This is a genomic window from Pectobacterium artocarpous (assembly GCF_046159765.1).
In the GTDB taxonomy this organism is placed as follows: Bacteria; Pseudomonadota; Gammaproteobacteria; order Enterobacterales; family Enterobacteriaceae; genus Pectobacterium.
Genome location: NZ_JBJXVK010000019.1, coordinates 25,816 through 45,865, shown reverse-complemented (window position 1 = coordinate 45,865; position 20,050 = coordinate 25,816). Strand labels below are relative to the sequence as shown.

Annotated in this window: 25 protein-coding genes and 1 pseudogene; 12 read left to right on the top strand and 14 right to left on the bottom strand. The window is 46.9% G+C overall.

Going from position 1 to position 20,050, the window contains the following annotated elements; translation table 11 throughout:
- The first annotated feature begins 81 nt into the window (after positions 1 to 81).
- The 9 genes from ACKQAD_RS13400 (at position 82) to ACKQAD_RS13360 (ending at position 5,944) form a co-directional block, all read left to right on the top strand.
- A complete protein-coding gene (locus ACKQAD_RS13400) occupies positions 82 to 1,284 on the top strand; it encodes a conjugal transfer protein TraF (RefSeq protein WP_409160623.1) in 1,203 nt (400 codons plus the stop codon).
- 52 nt (positions 1,285 to 1,336) lie between these two features.
- Positions 1,337 to 1,651: a Lar family restriction alleviation protein gene (locus tag ACKQAD_RS13395; RefSeq protein WP_409160622.1), complete on the top strand. Its 315-nt coding sequence runs from the start codon at positions 1,337 to 1,339 to the stop codon at positions 1,649 to 1,651.
- 75 nt (positions 1,652 to 1,726) lie between these two features.
- Positions 1,727 to 2,362, top strand: a complete 636-nt coding sequence (locus ACKQAD_RS13390) for a hypothetical protein (RefSeq protein ID WP_409160621.1) — start codon at positions 1,727 to 1,729, stop codon at positions 2,360 to 2,362.
- A 298-nt stretch (positions 2,363 to 2,660) separates the two neighbouring features.
- Complete coding sequence (locus tag ACKQAD_RS13385; RefSeq protein ID WP_409160620.1) at positions 2,661 to 3,119, top strand: hypothetical protein; 459 nt, start codon at positions 2,661 to 2,663, stop codon at positions 3,117 to 3,119.
- A gap of 89 nt (positions 3,120 to 3,208) precedes the next feature.
- Positions 3,209 to 3,502 (top strand): hypothetical protein, encoded by a 294-nt coding sequence (locus ACKQAD_RS13380; protein WP_409160619.1) that lies wholly within the window; start codon positions 3,209 to 3,211, stop codon positions 3,500 to 3,502.
- 35 nt (positions 3,503 to 3,537) lie between these two features.
- Entirely contained in the window at positions 3,538 to 4,392 is an 855-nt protein-coding gene (locus ACKQAD_RS13375; RefSeq protein ID WP_409160618.1) for a hypothetical protein, read from the top strand.
- A 1-nt stretch (position 4,393) separates the two neighbouring features.
- On the top strand, positions 4,394 to 5,089 hold the full coding sequence (locus ACKQAD_RS13370; protein ID WP_409160617.1) for a DUF2786 domain-containing protein: 696 nt from the start codon (positions 4,394 to 4,396) through the stop codon (positions 5,087 to 5,089).
- A 61-nt stretch (positions 5,090 to 5,150) separates the two neighbouring features.
- Complete coding sequence (locus tag ACKQAD_RS13365) at positions 5,151 to 5,450, top strand: hypothetical protein (RefSeq protein ID WP_409160616.1); 300 nt, start codon at positions 5,151 to 5,153, stop codon at positions 5,448 to 5,450.
- A gap of 11 nt (positions 5,451 to 5,461) precedes the next feature.
- Complete coding sequence (locus ACKQAD_RS13360; RefSeq protein ID WP_409160615.1) at positions 5,462 to 5,944, top strand: hypothetical protein; 483 nt, start codon at positions 5,462 to 5,464, stop codon at positions 5,942 to 5,944.
- Positions 5,945 to 5,977: 33 nt separating this feature from the next.
- Here ACKQAD_RS13360 and ACKQAD_RS13355 read toward each other — a convergent pair whose 3' ends face one another.
- From ACKQAD_RS13355 to ACKQAD_RS13300, 12 genes are all read right to left on the bottom strand, one after another.
- The gene (locus tag ACKQAD_RS13355) at positions 5,978 to 6,901 is read right to left on the bottom strand and encodes a hypothetical protein (protein WP_409160614.1); all 924 of its coding nucleotides are present in this window, start codon (positions 6,899 to 6,901) and stop codon (positions 5,978 to 5,980) included.
- A gap of 73 nt (positions 6,902 to 6,974) precedes the next feature.
- Positions 6,975 to 7,871 (bottom strand): hypothetical protein, encoded by an 897-nt coding sequence (locus ACKQAD_RS13350; protein WP_409160613.1) that lies wholly within the window; start codon positions 7,869 to 7,871, stop codon positions 6,975 to 6,977.
- A gap of 76 nt (positions 7,872 to 7,947) precedes the next feature.
- Complete coding sequence (locus tag ACKQAD_RS13345; RefSeq protein ID WP_409160612.1) at positions 7,948 to 9,897, bottom strand: TA system toxin CbtA family protein; 1,950 nt, start codon at positions 9,895 to 9,897, stop codon at positions 7,948 to 7,950.
- A gap of 58 nt (positions 9,898 to 9,955) precedes the next feature.
- The gene (locus ACKQAD_RS13340; RefSeq protein WP_409160611.1) at positions 9,956 to 10,441 is read right to left on the bottom strand and encodes a hypothetical protein; all 486 of its coding nucleotides are present in this window, start codon (positions 10,439 to 10,441) and stop codon (positions 9,956 to 9,958) included.
- Positions 10,442 to 10,512: 71 nt separating this feature from the next.
- Positions 10,513 to 10,785 (bottom strand): hypothetical protein, encoded by a 273-nt coding sequence (locus ACKQAD_RS13335; RefSeq protein WP_409160610.1) that lies wholly within the window; start codon positions 10,783 to 10,785, stop codon positions 10,513 to 10,515.
- Positions 10,782 to 11,225, bottom strand: a complete 444-nt coding sequence (locus ACKQAD_RS13330) for a hypothetical protein (RefSeq protein WP_409160609.1) — start codon at positions 11,223 to 11,225, stop codon at positions 10,782 to 10,784. The genes ACKQAD_RS13335 and ACKQAD_RS13330 overlap by 4 nt, the downstream gene beginning before the upstream one ends.
- A 15-nt stretch (positions 11,226 to 11,240) precedes the next feature.
- A complete protein-coding gene (locus ACKQAD_RS13325) occupies positions 11,241 to 11,453 on the bottom strand; it encodes a hypothetical protein (RefSeq protein WP_409160608.1) in 213 nt (70 codons plus the stop codon).
- 100 nt (positions 11,454 to 11,553) lie between these two features.
- The gene (radC, locus tag ACKQAD_RS13320) at positions 11,554 to 12,030 is read right to left on the bottom strand and encodes a RadC family protein (protein ID WP_409160607.1); all 477 of its coding nucleotides are present in this window, start codon (positions 12,028 to 12,030) and stop codon (positions 11,554 to 11,556) included.
- Between the two features lie 137 nt (positions 12,031 to 12,167).
- The gene (locus ACKQAD_RS13315; RefSeq protein WP_409160606.1) at positions 12,168 to 12,518 is read right to left on the bottom strand and encodes a hypothetical protein; all 351 of its coding nucleotides are present in this window, start codon (positions 12,516 to 12,518) and stop codon (positions 12,168 to 12,170) included.
- A gap of 156 nt (positions 12,519 to 12,674) precedes the next feature.
- Positions 12,675 to 13,241: a hypothetical protein gene (locus ACKQAD_RS13310; RefSeq protein WP_409160605.1), complete on the bottom strand. Its 567-nt coding sequence runs from the start codon at positions 13,239 to 13,241 to the stop codon at positions 12,675 to 12,677.
- 73 nt (positions 13,242 to 13,314) lie between these two features.
- The gene (locus tag ACKQAD_RS13305) at positions 13,315 to 13,653 is read right to left on the bottom strand and encodes a hypothetical protein (protein ID WP_409160604.1); all 339 of its coding nucleotides are present in this window, start codon (positions 13,651 to 13,653) and stop codon (positions 13,315 to 13,317) included.
- A gap of 594 nt (positions 13,654 to 14,247) precedes the next feature.
- On the bottom strand, positions 14,248 to 15,135 hold the full coding sequence (locus tag ACKQAD_RS13300; RefSeq protein WP_409160603.1) for an integrase domain-containing protein: 888 nt from the start codon (positions 15,133 to 15,135) through the stop codon (positions 14,248 to 14,250).
- Positions 15,136 to 16,058: 923 nt separating this feature from the next.
- Between ACKQAD_RS13300 and ACKQAD_RS13295 the strand changes: the two genes are divergently transcribed.
- Positions 16,059 to 16,907 carry a hypothetical protein gene (locus ACKQAD_RS13295; RefSeq protein ID WP_409160602.1) on the top strand — a complete coding sequence of 283 codons (849 nt, stop codon included), beginning with the start codon at positions 16,059 to 16,061 and terminating at the stop codon, positions 16,905 to 16,907.
- Positions 16,908 to 17,318: 411 nt separating this feature from the next.
- On the opposite strand, the gene ACKQAD_RS13290 is transcribed toward ACKQAD_RS13295, so the two are convergent.
- Entirely contained in the window at positions 17,319 to 17,549 is a 231-nt protein-coding gene (locus ACKQAD_RS13290; protein ID WP_409160601.1) for a hypothetical protein, read from the bottom strand.
- Between the two features lie 317 nt (positions 17,550 to 17,866).
- Here ACKQAD_RS13290 and ACKQAD_RS13285 point away from each other — a divergent pair.
- Positions 17,867 to 18,004 (top strand): annotated as a pseudogene (locus ACKQAD_RS13285) (DDE-type integrase/transposase/recombinase); the annotation flags it as partial.
- 170 nt (positions 18,005 to 18,174) lie between these two features.
- Positions 18,175 to 18,444, top strand: coding sequence for a hypothetical protein (locus ACKQAD_RS13280; protein WP_409160600.1), 270 nt, complete (start codon positions 18,175 to 18,177; stop codon positions 18,442 to 18,444).
- 35 nt (positions 18,445 to 18,479) lie between these two features.
- Here ACKQAD_RS13280 and ACKQAD_RS13275 read toward each other — a convergent pair whose 3' ends face one another.
- Positions 18,480 to 20,045 (bottom strand): conjugal transfer protein TraG N-terminal domain-containing protein, encoded by a 1,566-nt coding sequence (locus ACKQAD_RS13275; protein ID WP_409160599.1) that lies wholly within the window; start codon positions 20,043 to 20,045, stop codon positions 18,480 to 18,482.
- Between the last annotated feature and the right edge of the window lie 5 nt (positions 20,046 to 20,050).

Here is a 20,050-nt window from a genome sequence, read left to right as displayed (position 1 = left end):
GAATGTTGTGCCAGCACCAGGGAATAATCAAAAGATATAACCATAAATACATTTATCTAATATCCATATAGGAAATAAAGAATGAAACATTCATTAATCTCGCGCAGTTTTATTATCGCAGGAATCAGTGTCGTTGCTGCTTCAGCCCATGCCGCCGGCACATGGATGGAGGCGCGTGGTGATGCTATGGGGGGAACTGGGGTTGCCTCCTCGCATTACGGCGCAGCTGCTCTGGTTAACTCCGCACGGCTGACTAAATTCGATAAATCCGATGATTTCAGTCTGATTTTACCTGCTGTGGGCGCTCAGGTTTCCGATCCGGATAATCTGCAGGATGGGGTCGACCGTATCGACAATGACTGGAAAGCGTTTGAAAGCACGGTTAACGCAGGTGGCGATACCAGCCTGGCGGCCGCCAGATTACGTGCATCACTGCAAGACCTCTCAGGTAGCCATGCGAAGGCGCATGCCGGTGCGTCAACGGTCGCAGCAGTCCCCAACAGCGTTCTGCCGTTTGCCGTTGTGGCGAAGGGATGGGGAACAGCAACGGTCAAAACGAATGTAACAGATTCCGACCTGCAGTGGCTCGATGGCGTGTCGAATGGTTCGGCGAACGGTTCTGACCTGAGTTCGTTAACCTCTACAGCCAATGGCCGTGCCGCTGTCGTTGCAGACGTGGGCGTTGCGATGGCCCGTGAGTTCAATGTCGGCGGATTTGCCTTCTCAGCAGGTATTACACCGAAAGTGCAGCGCGTCTACACATTCAATTACAACGTTGCCATCAACAACTATAACCGTTCGGATTTTCGCAGCAGTGACTACCGTAACGATAAAACGGGCGCCAACGTTGATATTGGCTTCTCAAAGGATCTGACGGATAACTGGAGCGTTGGGTTGGTTGGTCAGAACCTGATTGCCCGCAACATCGACACCAAAGAAGTTAATGGCATGAAAGACACTTTTAAAATCAGGCCACAGGCAACGTTGGGGACGGCGTATAGCAGCAGTTTTTTCACCGCAGCACTGGATGTAGATCTTACCCCGACCAGCCGTTTCGCTTCAGATAAAGATAGCCAGTTCATTGGTACCGGGATTGAGATGAATGCATGGAAATGGGCGCAACTGCGTGCCGGGTATCGTGCTGATATTCATGACAGCGATAATTCCTACTTCACTGCCGGCATTGGCTTGTCCCCGTTTGATGTGGTGCATCTTGATATCACAGGGATGGCGGGAACAAACAGAACGTATGGTGCGGTCGCACAACTGACGTTCACGTTTTGATCATGAGTCGGGGCTATCGATAAATAGCCCCTCGTTATGAAGAGAGTGGGATATGAAAATCAAAGGGCTGGAAATTTATGGGGAGCCTGGTCAGTTTGCCGGTTCATTTGATGACGATGGCACTCATGCGGGATTTGAGTTGAAACCTTGTCCGTTTTGCGGAAGTAAAGCGAATCTTGAGTTATGCAATACGTGGACACCGTATTTCTGGGTTGAATGCGAGTGTGGTGCAGAAGCCCGCCTGGTAGACACCGACAATGATGCGGCCCATAAGGCAGCAACAGCTGAAATCGCCCTTGGGTTGTATGAAAAGGCTATGGGTGATGCGGTCAATGCCTGGAATACGCGTGCTGGGGTTCGGGACTGACAGGCATTAAATAATAAAAATTGAACGGTCAGCGTCTGAATAATTATGAATATACCAATTATTTAAGGAGTTTATATGAACACCGTTATTAAATTATTAATGGTTTTATCTGCAATTAGTTTCAATCCATTAGTTATTGCTTCCACATTGAATGTTGATGGCCAACCCCAAGTGATAACTCTGAAAGCGGTTGATTGTGAACTGAATAAAGATGCATCTTACAATGAACATCCGGGGAAAATTGCTTATCACCGGGTTATTGGCAAGGAGCATGCTGAGAAAATATGTGATGGTTCTTTATCTTCGCTTACTTCTATTGAATTTTCAGTAAATAAAGGGGGCAGTGAACCTTCACTTGTCGGCGTATGGGAGGTATCACAGTTACATGATTATGTCAGGGTTTCTTCCTTTCGCTGGGTCAATAGTGAGAAAATTGAAACTGGAAAACGTCATGATGAATATAAAACCGGGTTCTCATTGAGAGTTTATGGCAGTGAAAATAATGGTGCAATCTCCATTGGTTATGAGTTGGCAGAAACTTATGATGCCGAACGTTGGAAAGACAGTCTCCTTGATGTGAACTTTTTTACTCTTCACTCTTTTGTGAGTAAAGGTAAGAGTAAATTTAATCGTGGCGAGTGTTTGTTATTCTGGGGCGTAGTCAATCCATCATCAGAAACCAGGCGTTTTTTCTCAATCTGTGAATCCTGACAGGAGTTTATATCAATATAACGGATTAATGGTATCTCTATTTAAGGCTTAATGAAATGACCAGGCTAAAACCAATAGAAGATAAGGCATTAATTAATGCCATCAAAAAAATGACAGCCCTAGCAACCTGTGTCGGTTGTGGCTGCGATGACAATCATGCCTGCGTAAATGAATGTCATGAAGCCTGTTATTGGCTGCGGGTAAACCGAAATACAGGCTTAGGGGTTTGCTCGCAATGTGCGGAGTTTATTGATGCAGATATAGACTCAACTGCTGTTGTTCTGAAGAGAACCGGACAATGAGCGCATTCGATTATGTCAATCACCACTACGGCGTTAATGCCTGTGTTGGACGTCGTGTTATTGCCTACGGCCGTCCGGGAACTATCGTACGTGATTTTGGTAACTATATCGGTATTGTCCTTGACGCTGCTCTGCATGCTGAGCCTGAGCGCTATCACCCGACGGATGGTATCGAGTATGGCGATGTTGTTGATTATGTCCCGCCAAAACTTACGGGGCGTCAACACGCTGCAAAATGCAATTACCAGGAATATCTGGATGCTGACTACGGACATGGTTTTGCTGAATGGCTGGGTATCAACGTTCCTCGTGTTGAGTACAACGGCCGCGGAGAATGCCGTATGTCCCGACCAGGGAATTATCGGGATTCAGGCATTTACGGTGAGTGGTGCAAAACAAAGAAGGCAGCAAAGGCCAGTTATAAAGATGCTCTGAAAAAATACAGGACTGAATAACATCATGAATTACGAAGAAGTTGCGCATGGCCTGTCTGGTGAAGTTGATGCGCTCAAAGCACAACTGGCAGAACTGAGGGGACAACAGTATGAGTATAAAAATTAATAACAGCTTAGTTGAAAGAGTTAAACATTTTGCGTTAGTGATTTTAAAGAATACCCATGCCCTTATAGTTAAGGTGTTCGATGCAAAAATCTTTTACTTAGGTGCGTCTGTTATTATTCTTTCTGTTTTTATCTCTCCTATTCTGGATGTGCTTGAACACGAATCTAGGTATGAGAAAGCGTTATATTCTGTTTTTAAGATACTGCTCACCTGCCTTTTTTGGTATGGCGTGGCTATTATTCTTATTGCATTTTTTATATATAAAAAAAGAAAATAATCATTCAGTTTGCGACGCATAGTAGGTTGAACCACATGAATATGACACCTAATAACAGTGACATTGAGGAGATCAAGCGCAGGCTGGATTCATCTACAGTGACGTTTGATTCTTATAGCGCTGGTTTTAATGCGCAGTCTATTAAATTGAATAAAGAAATGAACGAACGTCTCGCTCCCACAAAACAACTTATGTATACAGCATATGCTGAATTACAAAAGGTTCGTTTAGAGTACGATATCGCATGCATTAAATCGTGGGGAGGAACGGTTGAAGGGGAGGATGCATCGTTAGAATCTATGGGTGTGTGGTGGCATAAGAATCCCGAAGCGATGCCAGATTTGGACATGATTGTTAATCATCCGCCATATAAGTATTTTTCTAGGTCGGCTTTGGTCGCTTTCATAGTAGATTGTGGCTTAATTTGTCGTCCGAAATGGGATGAGAAAAGATGTTACCTGGAGAGAGTTTCCTTAAGGCACACGCCATCTCGTTATCAAATGTATCAAATGCCATCCGTATTGATAGGGATATCTGCATTTTCACAAGTGATGAAAAGAGATGAAAATGATTGTGTTAGATTTTTGATTGAAAATGTTTGTGTAAGAATTTACTTTGAAGATGAGTTTGGTTTCTGTGTCAGGACTATAGCAGACTATAAGGAGTTATTGGTAAATCCTGAGGACAAACAATGTCATCTAGTCCTTTATGTTGGCGATGTTGATGAGTCATATGGCAATGACCTTATTACACTACATTTTCCCGATGTTCGCTCTGCGTATTTACACCTAATTGCCAGCCAATATCGGACTAAGCGTTACTATCAGCGGTTAGTCGAATTTAATAATAAGCAGCATTTTTTCAGCGCATTAAAACACCAAGGTGAATGATATGAACGAAGAAGAAAAAGAAAAATACATGGATAAAATCCAGAAACTCCTTTATTTGGCGAAACGCAGTACGAATGAGCACGAAGCGGCTAATGCCATCAATCAGGCTCAAAACTTAATGCGTAAATTCGACCTGGGCGAGTTGGACATCGATCTGCGATCGATCAAAGAGTTTAGGAGCGAGCATTGTCCGTCAGATGCTAAAAAGCTCCCAGAATATGTGGTCAATCTGGCCAACATGCTGTGTTATGCATTCGGTGTGAACTGTTATTATACCTGGACGTGTAGTCACCAACGTTCGGTTGCTTTCTATGGTCCGACAGAACGACCACAGATTGCAGCATACGGATTCGATGTATTGAGTGTTCAGTTGGTTAAAGCCAGAAACGAGTTTATTGCCTCACAAAATAAACGCATCAAACGCAGTACTAAAACCAATCGCGCAGATCAATTTTGTACTGGTTGGGTTCGCGGGGCCAAAAATGTTATCAACCGGTATTCTGTTGAACCAGAAGAGCAACAGCTAATGTTGGTGTATTACAAGCAAATATCCGAAGGGTTTAGCAAACTTGAAAGCCGGGAGGCGAAAAGCTGCCGTGGCGATGATGATGCATATCGTGCTGGTTATCACTCGGGTAAAGATGCTCGACTACATCAAGCGGTCGGAGGGCGGTCAATAATAGGTATTGAACATTGATTAGTGGGGTAAGCGAGTAAATAAAAATTCAAATTTCATCTCGATATATAATGGTATATGTATGACTAAAAGTCTATTTCGTGAAATTATTACACTAATATTCCTGCTGTGTTTGTTTGTTATTTCTCTTTTTGTGTTGGCCTCTATTATATGGTCTATCGTAAACATGAAGCCACCAATGGCAACTCCAGAGGATATTGAGAGGGTTATTAAAGAGTATCCTTGTGCTAAAACTGAGTTTGCAAAAATTTTAGAGAAAAAACCGTTATTAACCAGCCAAGTCGAAGATATTGGTCGGAAGTGTCAGGCTAATGCTGAAGCACGCGAGGTTATTGAACGCCAGAAGAGCGCTTTAAAATAGGTAGACATCATATGAGTAAAATCATGTTAGAAACGCTAATAGGGGGCATCTATGTGCTCACTATTAGCTGTAGGAAGCGCCTCGCTCTGATACACAGCATTATCCTCATTGCGATTATCAGTATGTTAGCGTTTCACATCTGCACAATAAACAACGAGCTACAACAGGCTCGTCAGGTGACATTTTATGATGCCGATCTCCAACTGACAGTTGGAGTCTACTGCCTGAATAACACCGTTTTGTACAAAGTGCAGGACTCTATCCGTCAGAGGAATTATCCCCTGCAGGTGTTTAACGACAATGCATTCTACGGAAAGCAGCCTGTCCGAATCCATTGTGATGAGATGACCTTCAGAACGGAGGACGGTCAGGTTCTCACTCACAATGAAGTACTGCAGAATATCATCAGTAATATCATTACCGGTTATTTACCCTATACAGCCAGCAACACAGCCAACTTCTTGGACGAAAAATTATCCTTCACCATCCCATAAAAATTAAGGGCACCGAAGTGCCCTTAATAGGTTTTATGCAGCCAATTTGTGAACCGGAACCACCGGCTGACTGACAGTGGTCAACAACGATTCAACATGCCCTACTTCTTCCCTGATCCACTCGATGGCATCATCCACGACCGCACAGTAATCCGAAGCATTGGGATGTTCCACCTCGTTAACCTCCGCATCCCCCGTAAAGCTGGCCATCACTGCGCCATTACGGTAATGCACATCCGCACGGAATATCACCGGCACGTAAATCCCCGCAGCCACTGCATCAACATACGCCGTCAAAAAATCATCCTCAAACTCCATGATGTCCATCTCATCAATGGGTTGTGGTGACATGTACAGTCGGATCTCACCGGCGCTGCTACGCCAGTGGCGTAGCTGTCGCGCTTCAAAGGTGCAGGCGCTGACAAACTTCGTCAGCGTGTCCAGGCACTGATAAGAAACATCACGCAACGATCGTTCAAGGTGATCCATAAAACGAAGCCAGTAGCGCTCACTTTGCCGGAACTGCGCTAACGTAACATACGCCTCAGGTGCGCTTTCGCGCTGTCCGGAGGCCTCGCGAAACACCGCTTCATCGAGTTCATAGAGTGGCATGATCTCAGCGCGCAACAACTGGTCGGTATGACCGCTAATCTGTGGATGAACCCGGGGAAGATACATATAGCTATCATCCCCTCCCTCATTGGCCAGCCAGTTCGTGGCATGTATCCACAGAGTCAGGACCTTTCGGCTGCGTTCACGTTTAGCCTCGTCAATAGCCAGCCGTTCCAGCATGGTTTCCATCACGGCCGTCAGTTGATCAGTTTCGAACAAGGTATGGGTGTTGACATAAGTGTGGCCGGATCCAACATCCAATCGCCAACAAATTTCGTCGTAACCTGGCGCATAGCCCAGCGCACTCTGATACGCCTGCTGAATGTATTCATGAATAATGCACATAGTGTACTCCTGTCAAAATGGTGATGGCAGGAGGCCCGCAGGGCGTTCCCCCTGCCGGGTTTTAAGTGATCAGTCAGGCAACCAGGCGTAGCGCTGGCACCAGTGAGGCGTTATCGGGTTGCAAACGTCGGCGTTCGTCACGCAGCCAGGCTATTGCCTGTCGCACAACGTCACCGTAGTCTGCTGCTGTCAGCCGATTTATATTCGTGACGTCTTTCTGAACACAGAAACGTCCGATGATGGCGCCATTGTGATAATGGATGCGGGTTTCCAGTGCAACGGGATAAATCTCGCTGCAACAGACCCGTTTGACATAGTCAATCGGATCTTCCGGCCTGCTCATCAGCTCCGGGTCAACAGCCCCCAGATTCACCGAGATAAACCCAAAATCCGTGTCAAAACGACGAACAACCTGTTCATCGATATCACAACGCCGTTGCAGTGCCGCCAGTTGCGCCACACAATGCTCTGCCGTCTGTGCCAGAGCACGACTCAGCCATGCTTCAAAGCGTGACCAGTGCTGTGTGGTTTGCGCCAGTTGCGAACGGGGTATGATATCGTCGGGATGCCGGCTATCCTGGGCCGTCAGCCGGATAAAATCCGTGTCCGACAAATCCAGCAATGCCGAAGGCTCCGCCGGTAACAAACAGTCAACCCGACCGCTGCTTTCCGGAGACGTCCGTGGTAGCAACCGGGTATTACCGCTGGCCTTGGCCAGCGCATCCAGACCCTGTATCCATAACGTCAGGATCCGCTCGCTCAACCGGCAGCGAGCCCTAAGCTGGCGATTACCCGGAATGTTATCCAGCATAGACTGCATCACCGGTAACAACCGATTGCTGTGAAACACAATGTCGGTATTCAGATAATCACGCAGATCATTACTGATCTCTGCCTGCCACTCTTCCGGATGAAGAAAGAGGTTCATGTGTTTCAGGTAAACCTGTTGAATAAATTGCTCAGTCAGCATAATGCTCCTTACCAAGAGTAGAGTAAGGGCGTTTTCCCCTACCGGGAAAAGCGCCCAGAGGGGGTTAAATTGTTATTCAGGCAACCTTCTGTTCAGTCTGCAGCTCACGTTCGCGCGCCCATTTACGTTCCCAGCCGAACATCAGCCAGAAAGGCGTACGCCAGGTCTGACGGAATTCCATGCTCAGACTGTTTCCGACAAGCACCATGGCGGGTATGCCACTTAATGCCAGTTGCACGTAGGTCATCATTGCGGCCAGTGGATCGATATCGACGCACACCGCCATCATTTGCCGTTGCGGGTTAAATCCCGCCTCGAGCATGGCATGTGCCATCGCGATGATCATGCCGCCGGCACCGCTGGCAGGGTCAGAGACCGTAATAAAATCCCGCTCCCCGCAGGCCAGAGCTGGCAAGCCATCAGCCAATTGCATCTTCGCCATCATGTAACTGACGGAGTAAGGCGTGAAATATTGCCCACGATGCCGATCCCCGAACCCGAGCTCCATAAACACCGAACCCAGAAAATCTGAGGCACTGAATTCCATACCGTCGACCAGCGTGTTGAACAGCATCGGGAAACGCAACTGATCCGCCTTGTCGTAACGGCGGATACGTCGCAGGTAATCATCCTCGATATCCTGCACAAAATGACACCGGTTATGTAACGCCGCAGCAGACATATGCATAAAATCGCTGAATACTGTCCATCGGCTCTCATGCGGTGCAATTTCACCGAACTGTCGGATAAACGCGGCACGATGCGGATTCGGTTTGCCCCGATTGGTTACCCACGGCAACACCGCAAGGTTTCCCGGATCATCCGGGTCATCCCCTTCTTCCTCATCATTGGCAGCGACCTCACCGACCGATTCGGCAGACGGTGGAGACAGCAACAAGGTGTCAAGCTCCGGGATATCCTGAGGCAGGTCGTTATCCTCAATGTCGCCAGCGACGCGATGCACCGCCAGGCTCCCGGGATTGAGTGAAAAGCACGCCAGTACATCGGCGACACGGTTTAGCTCAGGCGCAAACAATGCCGGCGGCATATCACTGCGTGGCCAGTCATAAATTCGTGCCAGGGCACTTATCGCATGACCCGGCGAAATGTTGTAACGCAAATGCTGACGCACAACGTTGTCACAAACCAGCGTGGTGTCATCCAGCGACTCGCCATAATGCGTCGCCATCAGATGCCCGGCCTGTTGCTGCCAACGCTGAACCTCATTGGCCGGCGATGTCACCTGTCGCTGTGTTTCCAGCCAGTCAACCGCTTTGCCCGCCGCCGAAGCAGATTTAAACAGTATCCACGGGTCTGCCCCCAGTTCACCCGACCATACCGGCTCACCCGCAAGCGATATTCCCGCACTGGCAGCCAGCAACGCACGCCCGATATCGGCGATGAGCGCTTCCTGCAGGTACGCGTTTATGCCGGACAAATCATTTGCCAGGGTAAAACGACCAAGCCGGGTGGGATGCCCTGTTGCACGGATCAGCAACGCAGCCAGGCTATCCGGATCGGCTTCAGGTAACTCAATGCGATCGCTTTCAGGCAGATAAACAGCCGGACGCTGCGCGCGGAAAAGCACCGGTATCCGGGAGGCAAACTGCCACTCCCCTACCCGTGCTATGCCAGGAACAGGCGATGGTGGCCATGGCCATCCGGATTGCAACCTGTCGGATAATCCCTCGCATTGTTCAATATTGATGACCCGAAACAGTGAGAGTGACGGTTTATACCGGACGACAGTGGTTGGGCGTTGCCCGGGTTTTATACTGCCCCCCAGTGAACGTAAATCGTCCCCCGTAAGCCAGCGATTTGCGCTCAGGCCGTGCTGCAACGCAGCCTGCCAAAGCAGCAGGATGTTAATACCGCTGAACAGTTGCCCGCTTAACGCGTGTTCCGGTATACCGTGGCGAATAACGCTTTGTCGCCACGGCGCCGTCCCGGCGTTAACACTCTGCATCAGGCGTTCGGTTAGCAGCCGGCAGATATCACCGGCATCCTGTAATGTGAAAGTTTTCATGACGGTCTCCATCAAAAAACGGGACCATCCCCTGAGGGATGGCACCCTCAGGGAAAAATCAGAGTATGGCGGTAAACAATTGCAGGATCGCATGACCCGCAATCACTGCCTGCTGACACAATTGCACAAACTGTTCATGATGCAGATAAGCCCAGACGATACCGGAGGTGATTATCCCCGTTGCCGACATGGCCAGCAGAAACTGGTTACGCCGGCGGCGAAACTGTGCTTCCTTCTCTGTGACCTGCGTATGTAAAAACAGCCCCAGCGTTTGCAACTCGGCAAAACGGCTGAACTCTTCACGTCTCAGCGCGTCACAGGCCGCATCATAACGCTCCAGCTCTTCCGGATGACGCTGCTCAAGAAAGCGCCGGTAACCGCCGTCTCTCAGCGTGTGATAGTGCCGGTCGAACTCTACCTGCAGCCAGTCATAAAAACGGTTACGGGTACGTTCGATGGCGCCAGGCTCACGGGTCAGCGATTTCATTGCGCTTTGCGTTGCCAGGGCCGACTCGTTGTGTTCATCAGTGGTCAGTAAACTCATGGTATGGACTCCGAAAAAAAAGACGGGTCCACCCCTGCGGGTGTCCCCGTCAGGGTGAGTAAGACGCTGTGTTAGTGGATCAGACTGATATGAATGACACCGTCCTCATGACGCAAATGAAACGGCTGCCATAAGGGGGTCGTTCTGTCGCCGTCACCGGGTAAACAAAAAAGACCTGTCGTCACGTCTGAATGCGTACTCGCCGCCAGCGTTTTTAATGCGTGGTGGATCAGGCGATGAAGCCGCTCTGTCTCACACGCGGGTTCGGGCGCAAATGCGACCAGTCTTGCCCAGGCGTTGTCATCAATAACAACGGCCGGTGAATGTTGTGATCCTTTCATCATGCAGCTTCATCATTCCGGGCCGCTGACGAAATCGTCACTACAGCAGGCATAACAGGCATCCGCTCAGGCAGTGGCCGGCGCGCATTACGTAATAACTTCTGGTGCATGGACAGCGCGGTATTTACCGCATCGTCCTCATGATCCAGGTAACGTTCACCGTAAAACGGCTGAGCCGTTTCTTCGCCAAAGTATTGCAACTCCACCCCCGGTTTATACCCGTGGCGATGTTTCAGTACGACAGCGCGCCCACAGCATTGATGATCGTCGGCAAGCAACCATTTGCCGGTGTAAATTATTCGATGATCCAACGACTCTGTTGGCTCTGAGCGTTGGCGCCAGGTCTGGTAAAGCCACACGATGGCGCGGGCAAACCCTTTGCACATCAAACGCACGATGAACCATAACCCCGTAGACAGCACAATCAGTATGTGTATAGGCATCGGCATAACAGCTCCTCAGTGAGTCAACCAGCGAAGTAACAAAATGAGCGCCAACAGCACCAGTGAGCCGGCAACTTTCAGCAACGTGAGATAGCCAAGCAGTTTCAACAGGGCATTGCGATCGCGCCGAAAACATTCCCGGCGAATAAGCTGACACAAGACCTCTTGCTGCTCTGCACTAAACGGTACGTCCTGCAGCGGGGCGTCCCGGGTATCGATGTGAGACATGAACTCTCCTTTTGGGTTGATAAAAAAGGGAGAGTCATCCCTGTCGGGAGAGATCTCTCCCCGTGGGGTAACGTCGGATTAGACGAAAAATATTATCGGGTTATAACCAGCCACGTTCGGCAAACGACACCATTTCTCCGTGGCCAACGACGATATGATCCAGCACTCGCACGTTTATCAGCGATAAGGCGTTAACCAGTGTCGCAGTGATTTGTCGATCAGTATTACTGGGTTCGGCATTCCCTGACGGGTGGTTATGGGCAAAAATGACGGCGGCCGCATTCAATAACAAGGCACGACGGACCACCTCATGTGGATGAACCTCAACGCGGTCAAGGGTTCCGGCGAAGAGGAGTTCACAGGCAATTAATCGATGTTGGTTATTCAGGAACAGTGCGACAAAAGCCTCTCGTTCCCTGTGCTCCAGTTTGAGTCGCAAGTAGGCTTTAACATCTTCAGGAGACGTCATCGCTTCCCGATGTCTGATTCTTCGCTCAAGCAGCGCCAATGCCATATTGATGACACGTAAGTCACGATCGTTATAGACAGTCTCGTGTGATGGGATTAATTCGCGCATAAAAACCTTACGGGCGAATGCTTCCCCCAAATGGCGGAAAGCATTCGCCATTTGGGGAAAAGAAGAAATCATCGCAGGACGATAATTGGTGTAAAACAGGCTGTCAGTGCATTAAACAACCACAGGCTGTCCGTACATCACACTTCAGACGGAACTATCCTGGTGGAGGAGCCGTCTTGTCGAACAAGCACTACATTAGTTGGGTTAAATCCCCGGCTGGCAAGGATTTTAATACACTGTCTGCCAAACATCGCAGGACGCGGATGCATTCTGTGTCTGAAAAAATGGTAATAACGTTTAAAAAAGAAGAGATAGCGAACTTCACGAGACTCCATGTACTGCCAAACCTCACCGAAATTGTCTGCAACAGTTGGATCTGGCAGTTCCCGGTTCATTGCGTGCTGCCCAAGAGCAGTCCACATGAGTTCCCACTCCTTATCCGTTTCTTCAACAAACGCCATTTTCGTCATTGTTACTTTTGTCTTCATGGATAAATCCTCAATTCAGTGAAAAGGGATCTGTCCCCCATCGGGGAAAGGATCCCCGAATGGGTTTGGTAAAAAATGCATCAAATACTGCATTCAATGAGCGTTGCTGAGCCACTTAATGTAGTCTTAGGTGAAGATTTGCATGCCTTTCGTATGCTATTCAACATACATATCAGCAGCGAGCTGATAGTATTTTTCATAGTCGTAACTATTACGATCGTCGCGTTCATCATCTGAGAAATGATAACCACACGAACAGCTATAACTTTTTTGTTGATTGATAGTGCCACTGTGGCAACTTTCGTAACAATAAATGCGTACTGTCCTACCACATGCATTGCACTTACCTTCAATGTAGTCATCTGCCCCATCGCCTTCAGAAGACAATTCGCAGAGCGTATATTCACCCTCCTGAACGCCACTCTGAAAGGCGCTGTCCCAAAGCTCCTGGCCCACTTTCTTTCCCTGCAAAATCACGTCATCAACATAATGTCGGTAATTCGCGGGGATCAAATCCAGGCTCATGGCCTCACCAAGATGCCTGGCGATGTTAATGATCCGCCAGTCATTGTCGGTAAAACCATCCTCATCAGGTATGCAGCCGATCTGGAGTGTCTCGAAGGCCCCGACTTCCGTCAGTTCGCCTTCGATGTCTGAAATCACACAAAGCAGGTCAACAGCTGAGCTGCGATGACGTGCAAGCTGGTTAAGTAAAGTCGCCATGGATAAATCCTCTCTTCAAGATGAAAGGGATCTATCCCCATCGGGAAAAATCCCCGTATGGGTATGAGTGAAATTACTGGAAGCGGTAGCGCAGCGTTGCCAGCTGTTTGGCCAGAGATTCTCCGGCTTGTAACGCCAACCGGCTGTTAATAAAAGCTTCGTGTGGCGTCTTTAAATATTCAAACCGGTAGTTGCCAGGATGAGTTCCAGTACGCGCATAAATGCGAAAAGACCAAAACCCGTCATTGTCTCGCTCAACATGAGCCTGAAAACTCATGTTTCGTGATCGATTAGTCATCCAATCAGATTCAACGGATGTCGGGGAACACTTAAGAAAATGCATTCTCTCCAGTAAGGCCGTGATTGCTTTACCAAAGACCATCAAGCGTTGAGTAACTAAAGTGTGCATCATGTTCTCCAAAAGAAAACGGAGAACATTTCTGCCCATACGGGAAGAAATCTTCCCCGCACGGGTGAGTGTCTACAATAGAGTAGGTCGATAATGAACCTAACAGTGAATGGCGAGAAGCCAGCAAGTGAAGTGAACCTTAACCGTTACCAGCACCTGTTTTCAAAGGTTAAACAGGTTTACCGCTCGAAAGCGTCATCTCTCAGGTCATGATGACATTGGCAGTGTGATCACCCGAAGGCGCCCCTCTCTGATCACTAGGGCATTAGCAGTTGTCAGAGACAACGGTTTTCAAAAGAAATCGTACACAAAATCTTCAACGCCGACAAGCCCTACAACGCTCTAACTAGATAAAATATCAAAACGCTATTGCCAAAAACTTACATTAGCATCTTTATCTATAGAGTAAGTTTCTCCACAGTCGTCACACTTAAATGAAGCTCCCGCAGGATTACCAACGAATCCGTCTTGCCTCTCTCCACATCGTGGACAATTAACATATATATCGATTACATACATAGACATGACTTGATTATGTCTATTATTATTCTCATCATTTTTCATAAGATTAATTACCTAAATCAATCTGAGTTGGAGTTATTCTTGGTCAACTTTGTTATAAACACGAGCAACATAATGCCCTCTGCCATCTCCATGTCCAAGATCCATAGAGGCTAATGCTTCAGCCTCCTTTTGACTAAAACCATTCTTAATATGAAGATTTATTGCATCAGTAGTATAAGCATAACGAAGGCTATGCGGGGCATATTTACCTACAAGCCCGGCATCCCTTACAATATTACGATATTTTTCAATAGCCAAATGTAAGGCAGGGCTATCAATCAGACGGTTATTATTTTTATCAGTTATGCTGATTGCGTTGTTCACTGCGATTAACAATTTATCTCTATCAATAATAGTCGCATCTCTAGGGCGCCCCCCTTTCGTTCCAAAAACAACTCGAACTTTTTCATCTCCATTTTGTAAAGCCTTCCACCATGTTTTAAGTGATTTGACTGACTGGATAGCCTCTTCATTACGTAGACCAAGAAGTCGTGATAACTCCATTGTAGCTGCCGCCCCTTGATCGACGGCCTTAACTTTTTCCAAAACACTTTCGTATACGCTATCAGGAATAGCAACTTTCGTTCCTTCTCTGCTAGCTCCTGATATGCCCAATGCACGGTTATTTAACGTTTCATGTTCAGGATTAGCCATTATCGTTTTACCGCACTCACGTAAGATACAACGTATCGCAGACATCTCATTTTGCAGAGTCCGTATAGATATTTTTTCAAGACGTCGGCTTTTCATATACATCTCGACGTGTTTTGGTTTGATATTTTTAGCATCACGAATTTGAATATTTAGGCTTCTCAACCTATCGGCAACGCGATCCGCAATTTTCATCCTGTCATGGACAGTCTTGAAACTCCCGCCACCATGACGAGCGAGAGTTACCAGACTTTTATTTAATTTGGCCATATAGTCCTCCTGTTCTGATTAGGCGATTCAGGTATTCCGTCCGTGTGAACGGAATACCTGAATCACCGGGAACGCCTCACTACAAATTCCCTGAAACATTTCATCCCCGATGGCACGGTTTGGTTTTGCGCTTCCTGCGTCTCAGCAGACATCTGTGCATCGGGGGGCGAAATGTTGAACTCATGCGAGATTCTCCAGGTGTTAACCCTTTGCGACGCTGCTTGCGCCGTCCGTCTCCGCCATCAGTTCGTTAAAAATAAACTAAAGATGTCGCCATCGATGTCGTGCCGATTTACCTCCTAACTAATTGAAATGTCCTCATGATGATGTCCTTCATACACTCGGATTGGTTGTTAAATTCATGACCATTAACGGTTGTTCGACGTTTATACGTCCGTAAAACCTCTACTACGTGTTGGTCAGATGGTATAGAAACCGTCTATCGGGCAGTGCGTAAGCTCTGACCGTATACGCGCTTCGCGCGTCACTTGGTATTCGCTATGCTCATACACAAGTGACGCGCGCATACTTCTGCTCTCAATCCGGACGTGGAAGATGCCAAATGTTCCAATTGGCATACCCACGCACCGTAAAGTTCGCAGCCAGTAAGCAAAGCAAAATAAGCCTTAAAGACGCAATGACGTTAGTGCGCAGACATCAAGAAGTCTGCTAAAGAAGCGCCTGCATATGGCAAGACGTAAAGTTTGAAGTGAGCCTTAACCGTTACCGGCACCTGTTTTCAAAGGTTAAACAGGTTTACCGCTCGAAAGCGTCATCTCTCAGGTCATGATGACATTGGCAGTGTGATCACCCGAAGGCGTCCCTCTCTGATCACTGGGACATTGGCATGTTGCATTCGAGCAACGGTACAACGTGTGTATAGTAGATCCGATTCGCTCAGGAGATCAATAGGAGATCTAAAAATGGAGAAGGGAATGAACATAAAGACGCACTGCAATTTATCTAGGAAGTATAACTACTTTTTAACTTCAGTAGCAAAAAGGTTAAATATTCCCACGGACAAATTGAAGACCAAAATTAGCAATACTATAACCATGATATTCTCACACGTCATAACCGTTCCGTTAATATGTTATATATTACTTATTAACTTCATGAGAAGTAACGAAATACTCAGTTATGAATTATTGAATGAGTTTTATTTTTCAAACATTTTATTCTTATTTATAAGTTTAATTTTTATTACCTTATTTTCATTATCATTATTCTCATCTGTGATTTTAATATACCTCTATTTAAAAGAAAGAAAATTACCAGAAAAAGAAAAAACACACAAAGTAAATAAAACAACAATCATGGCATCGGCGCTAATAAACACATTAATATTCTTTATTATTATACCCGGAATGTTTTCAACCCTGCCAACAAACCTAGAGAGTAATCTATCAACTTTATTAATGAGCATGTATATAACAATACATATTATTGTGCATATAGTCGGCACCACACGAAGTAAAATCACATTACACATTATGTTAATCATTCTTATCTCTGGTTTTTGCATAATGCCCAACAGACACATCTCAAATTTATTTTCCGTTGGGTTAAAGGAGTTTTCAGTTGGGGGAAATATCCCAGCAACTATATATCACCAATCAGCAAAATCTGGTGAGGACGTAAAGATAATACTTCATACCCCGAAAACATTATTCTTCAGAAAAGGAAACACTGTCGGTTTAATTCCTGGTGATAAAATAAACATGGTAGTGTATCGTAAAAATACTGATAATAAAGAAAGTAATAGTAATTAAAACATCAGTTATCTACATGCCCACCGGGAAAGTCGGCTCGACACTCGCCGACCGCTCCCGTTCGCCAGCCCCTTGGGTGGGGGCTCGCTCACTGGCTTATTTCCCCGTGGATATGTGGATAACTGATAGCTAATATATAAAAATTAATTATTCGAAGAGATTTCGCTGTAATATGTTAATAGATCTTTTACATAACTCAACATCAAACAACCCTATGTGTCAGTGATGTAAGGGCATATTCAGTTTTTTTGCAAGCCAAACATATCCATCTTCTCTTTGGATCCCCGCATTTTTCCACATAAGATCGAATTACCACCACTCGGTTTTTTTATGGCTGTTCGCCCGGATTCGGGTTTATGGATAGACTGCCTAATGATTGATACAGTACAAAAAGACACAGCATGGTAATGTTTAATCTTTACGTATCCACATGACGAGTATTGCTGCTGCCGACGCCGTTGTCATCACTGATAAAGCTGTACCCAGCATATTCATGAATAAACCACGTTCCGAGTAGCCGCAAGTTTGGGGTGTCTCACTGGCTATCTTACAAATGATATCGTGATCAAGCCCCCAATGAACAAAGGAAAACAGAGCAAAGGCAGAAATAATCGCTTTGTATATTTTTGCTTTCTTTGGCATGGCATTGTCTCCAGTTGAGGGTTCATTTTACCCCAGGCAAGTACCCCCTCAATTTCTCCGTGACTGATTCGGGTTTACGGGTAGTTTACCGAGCCGTCCCCCCTGCCCCCTCATTCAGTTTTTTTCACGCCGCGCTTCACGGTAGCACCAAACGCTAACCGGCTGTTTTACCTGAAAACACCGACGTGCCTGGTTCGCGCTCGATGACGTTGGCCAGCTGCTAAAATTGGCGACCGACGCAGAGAGTCCTTCAGCCAATTTGAATCCCCTTCATCCGACCAAACGGGCGCCCGTTTCGGTACCATGGCCCTGCCCGGACGGGCATCAAAGTGGATAGCAGATGGGCTTACAGGTACCGGGCTGTTGACTGCAAAGGCCGCACCATTCATTTCTACCTATCTTCACCTCGCAACAGCAAAGCGGCATATCGTTTTCTCGGCAAGATTTTTAATAATGCCCTAGGATGAATTAGCCAATCCAATGAATCGTTGCCGAAAAATAGCTGCCTTGCTCTTAGCCATGTTTACTCCTTTAATTTATTGTTTTATATGACATCATGGCTGTTGCGGTCAAAAAACACGCATGATAAAATGAACTAAGGTGTTTTTTATCCGAGGATAAGGATATGAGCAAAGAGGGATTTAACACAAATGACATCGACAGCATCGTTGCTCGTTGCAGCAAACGGCGCCACATTGATGATAGCAACCTAAAGCGTAAAACTCTGGAAACAGGTGCGCTACCCAGTGCGACCCATGATGCTGGAGCTATTGTATTATCCTGTGTTGCTAATACACTCAGTCACCATCAAAGCAATTCAAACAAAGGCGATGGTTATAGAGATGGCCATATGGGGTTCGGTCTATATTTTGGTGATATAAAACAGGATGATTAACCAAAACGAAGTTAATCATCCCCTTCCCCTTTAAGTCACCTAGATTTGGTTACACTATTCATAATTCCCTTTCCTTGTGATATAGCTGCGTCTTTGGCCATCTTGCCTGCATCTTGGCCTGCTTGCTGAGGCATTTCAGCACCTTTACTTAATGAAGTTCCGATAGCGCTTCCTAAATTTGCACCGATCCAACTAAACATCCCAATCCAGAACATCGGGAAAATGATATACATCGCTCCCATAACAAGATTCATGATCCAACCATCGGATATGGAACTAAGAAAGTTCGTCAATGGTGCCACTGGAGACTTATCGGCCAAACCTTGCTCAGACATGCTGTCATAGAGGATCGTAATAAGCCTGTCATCAAGCCAACCGGCCAATTCCCACCAGAACGTAATAAACACCAATGCAAAAAATACAAACGAGATCGTCACAACAGTTTTAGGCTCATAGGCACTGAACATCATGAGTATCGGTATGGAAATAATCACCATCATTTCCAGTAGTGCCTGGATCATTGGAAGGGCTTGCTTCAAGGCATCAAATCCCGGAGTGGCCTCTATTTGCTTCATACCAACCCCAGCTGTAGATGCCATTCGGGACAGGAACGATGACACTCCAGATAAACCGCCAGTTGCATAATTCTCATTACCACCAATGGTGTAGGACTCCCCTGATCCAGACTGCCCTACATTTCTGGGACTGACCAGCCAACGTAATGCAGCCTCTTCCCATTGGTTACCCGCACTACGTTGTAACCCTTTTTTAGTACCATCACTGATATTGGCAAGAACCCGACTCTTCAGTCCATTATCGCTATCAGACCACCACTGCTTACAGGTTGGATATCCTCCGCGGCCGACGTCTGCATACCCGCTGTCTCGCTGGCTGTCATACGGCCATTGGCTGCGAGGCTCTGTCGACGTGTAAGTGTCATAATAACCAGCCGTGTTCAGAAAATAACTGCTGCCTATCCAGCCTACCGAGTTAATCGTCGCATCACTTAACTGGCTGTTGGTATTCTTTAACCGAAAGTAGCTCCGGGAATAGCATTGGTCGGCAAACGCCTGGACTTCATCCAGTAGTACAGGATCGCGTAGTTTAGTATTCTGCACCTCAAAGCGTAATTGGCGCAGATCCTTGCCACAAGGGATTGACGCTATCATTGCCTGCGTCGTTCCTTTCGATACCAGGTGCAACATATACCACCACACCGGCACTTTAGCCGTTTTGCCATCAAAATCATTTACCAACCCTTTGTAACCTGAGTTCTGCGGCGATGGAAGGTTTATACCGCACTGTTTCGCCCGGGAGCTGTCAAACTTAATGGCACTGATATCGACCGACATCAACGGGATGCAACAAAACAGCATCATACAAAAAGCGATATAAAGTGCATGCTCCATCCGCGGCAACGCCAGCACGCCTTTGTTCCCTTCATCAGCCCCCTCTTCCCTCACCTTCAGCCAGATACCCAACACCTTAAACACCAACGGCAAAGCAAAAAGCCCCGTACTGAGCAGAATGTCCCAGAAGGCGTTATTCAATATCCAGCCAAAAAGCACCAGGAAATATTCAAGAAAACTGTTCGCTGTCATGCCCG

Coding starts and splice junctions, on each gene's coding strand:
- ACKQAD_RS13390 (WP_409160621.1), top strand. CDS start 1,727: ATGAACACCGTTATTAAATTATTAATGGTTTTATCTGCAATTAGTTTC.
- ACKQAD_RS13280 (WP_409160600.1), top strand. CDS start 18,175: ATGAGCAAAGAGGGATTTAACACAAATGACATCGACAGCATCGTTGCT.
- ACKQAD_RS13305 (WP_409160604.1), bottom strand. CDS start 13,653: ATGATGCACACTTTAGTTACTCAACGCTTGATGGTCTTTGGTAAAGCA.
- ACKQAD_RS13315 (WP_409160606.1), bottom strand. CDS start 12,518: ATGAAGACAAAAGTAACAATGACGAAAATGGCGTTTGTTGAAGAAACG.
- ACKQAD_RS13330 (WP_409160609.1), bottom strand. CDS start 11,225: ATGCCTATACACATACTGATTGTGCTGTCTACGGGGTTATGGTTCATC.
- ACKQAD_RS13300 (WP_409160603.1), bottom strand. CDS start 15,135: ATGGCCAAATTAAATAAAAGTCTGGTAACTCTCGCTCGTCATGGTGGC.
- ACKQAD_RS13360 (WP_409160615.1), top strand. CDS start 5,462: ATGAGTAAAATCATGTTAGAAACGCTAATAGGGGGCATCTATGTGCTC.
- ACKQAD_RS13335 (WP_409160610.1), bottom strand. CDS start 10,785: ATGATGAAAGGATCACAACATTCACCGGCCGTTGTTATTGATGACAAC.
- ACKQAD_RS13345 (WP_409160612.1), bottom strand. CDS start 9,897: ATGAAAACTTTCACATTACAGGATGCCGGTGATATCTGCCGGCTGCTA.
- ACKQAD_RS13290 (WP_409160601.1), bottom strand. CDS start 17,549: ATGCCAAAGAAAGCAAAAATATACAAAGCGATTATTTCTGCCTTTGCT.
- ACKQAD_RS13350 (WP_409160613.1), bottom strand. CDS start 7,871: ATGCTGACTGAGCAATTTATTCAACAGGTTTACCTGAAACACATGAAC.
- radC (WP_409160607.1), bottom strand. CDS start 12,030: ATGCGCGAATTAATCCCATCACACGAGACTGTCTATAACGATCGTGAC.
- ACKQAD_RS13380 (WP_409160619.1), top strand. CDS start 3,209: ATGAGTATAAAAATTAATAACAGCTTAGTTGAAAGAGTTAAACATTTT.
- ACKQAD_RS13365 (WP_409160616.1), top strand. CDS start 5,151: ATGACTAAAAGTCTATTTCGTGAAATTATTACACTAATATTCCTGCTG.
- ACKQAD_RS13325 (WP_409160608.1), bottom strand. CDS start 11,453: ATGTCTCACATCGATACCCGGGACGCCCCGCTGCAGGACGTACCGTTT.
- ACKQAD_RS13340 (WP_409160611.1), bottom strand. CDS start 10,441: ATGAGTTTACTGACCACTGATGAACACAACGAGTCGGCCCTGGCAACG.
- ACKQAD_RS13275 (WP_409160599.1), bottom strand. CDS start 20,045: ATGACAGCGAACAGTTTTCTTGAATATTTCCTGGTGCTTTTTGGCTGG.
- ACKQAD_RS13370 (WP_409160617.1), top strand. CDS start 4,394: ATGAACGAAGAAGAAAAAGAAAAATACATGGATAAAATCCAGAAACTC.
- ACKQAD_RS13395 (WP_409160622.1), top strand. CDS start 1,337: ATGAAAATCAAAGGGCTGGAAATTTATGGGGAGCCTGGTCAGTTTGCC.
- ACKQAD_RS13385 (WP_409160620.1), top strand. CDS start 2,661: ATGAGCGCATTCGATTATGTCAATCACCACTACGGCGTTAATGCCTGT.
- ACKQAD_RS13375 (WP_409160618.1), top strand. CDS start 3,538: ATGAATATGACACCTAATAACAGTGACATTGAGGAGATCAAGCGCAGG.
- ACKQAD_RS13400 (WP_409160623.1), top strand. CDS start 82: ATGAAACATTCATTAATCTCGCGCAGTTTTATTATCGCAGGAATCAGT.
- ACKQAD_RS13295 (WP_409160602.1), top strand. CDS start 16,059: ATGGAGAAGGGAATGAACATAAAGACGCACTGCAATTTATCTAGGAAG.
- ACKQAD_RS13355 (WP_409160614.1), bottom strand. CDS start 6,901: ATGTGCATTATTCATGAATACATTCAGCAGGCGTATCAGAGTGCGCTG.
- ACKQAD_RS13310 (WP_409160605.1), bottom strand. CDS start 13,241: ATGGCGACTTTACTTAACCAGCTTGCACGTCATCGCAGCTCAGCTGTT.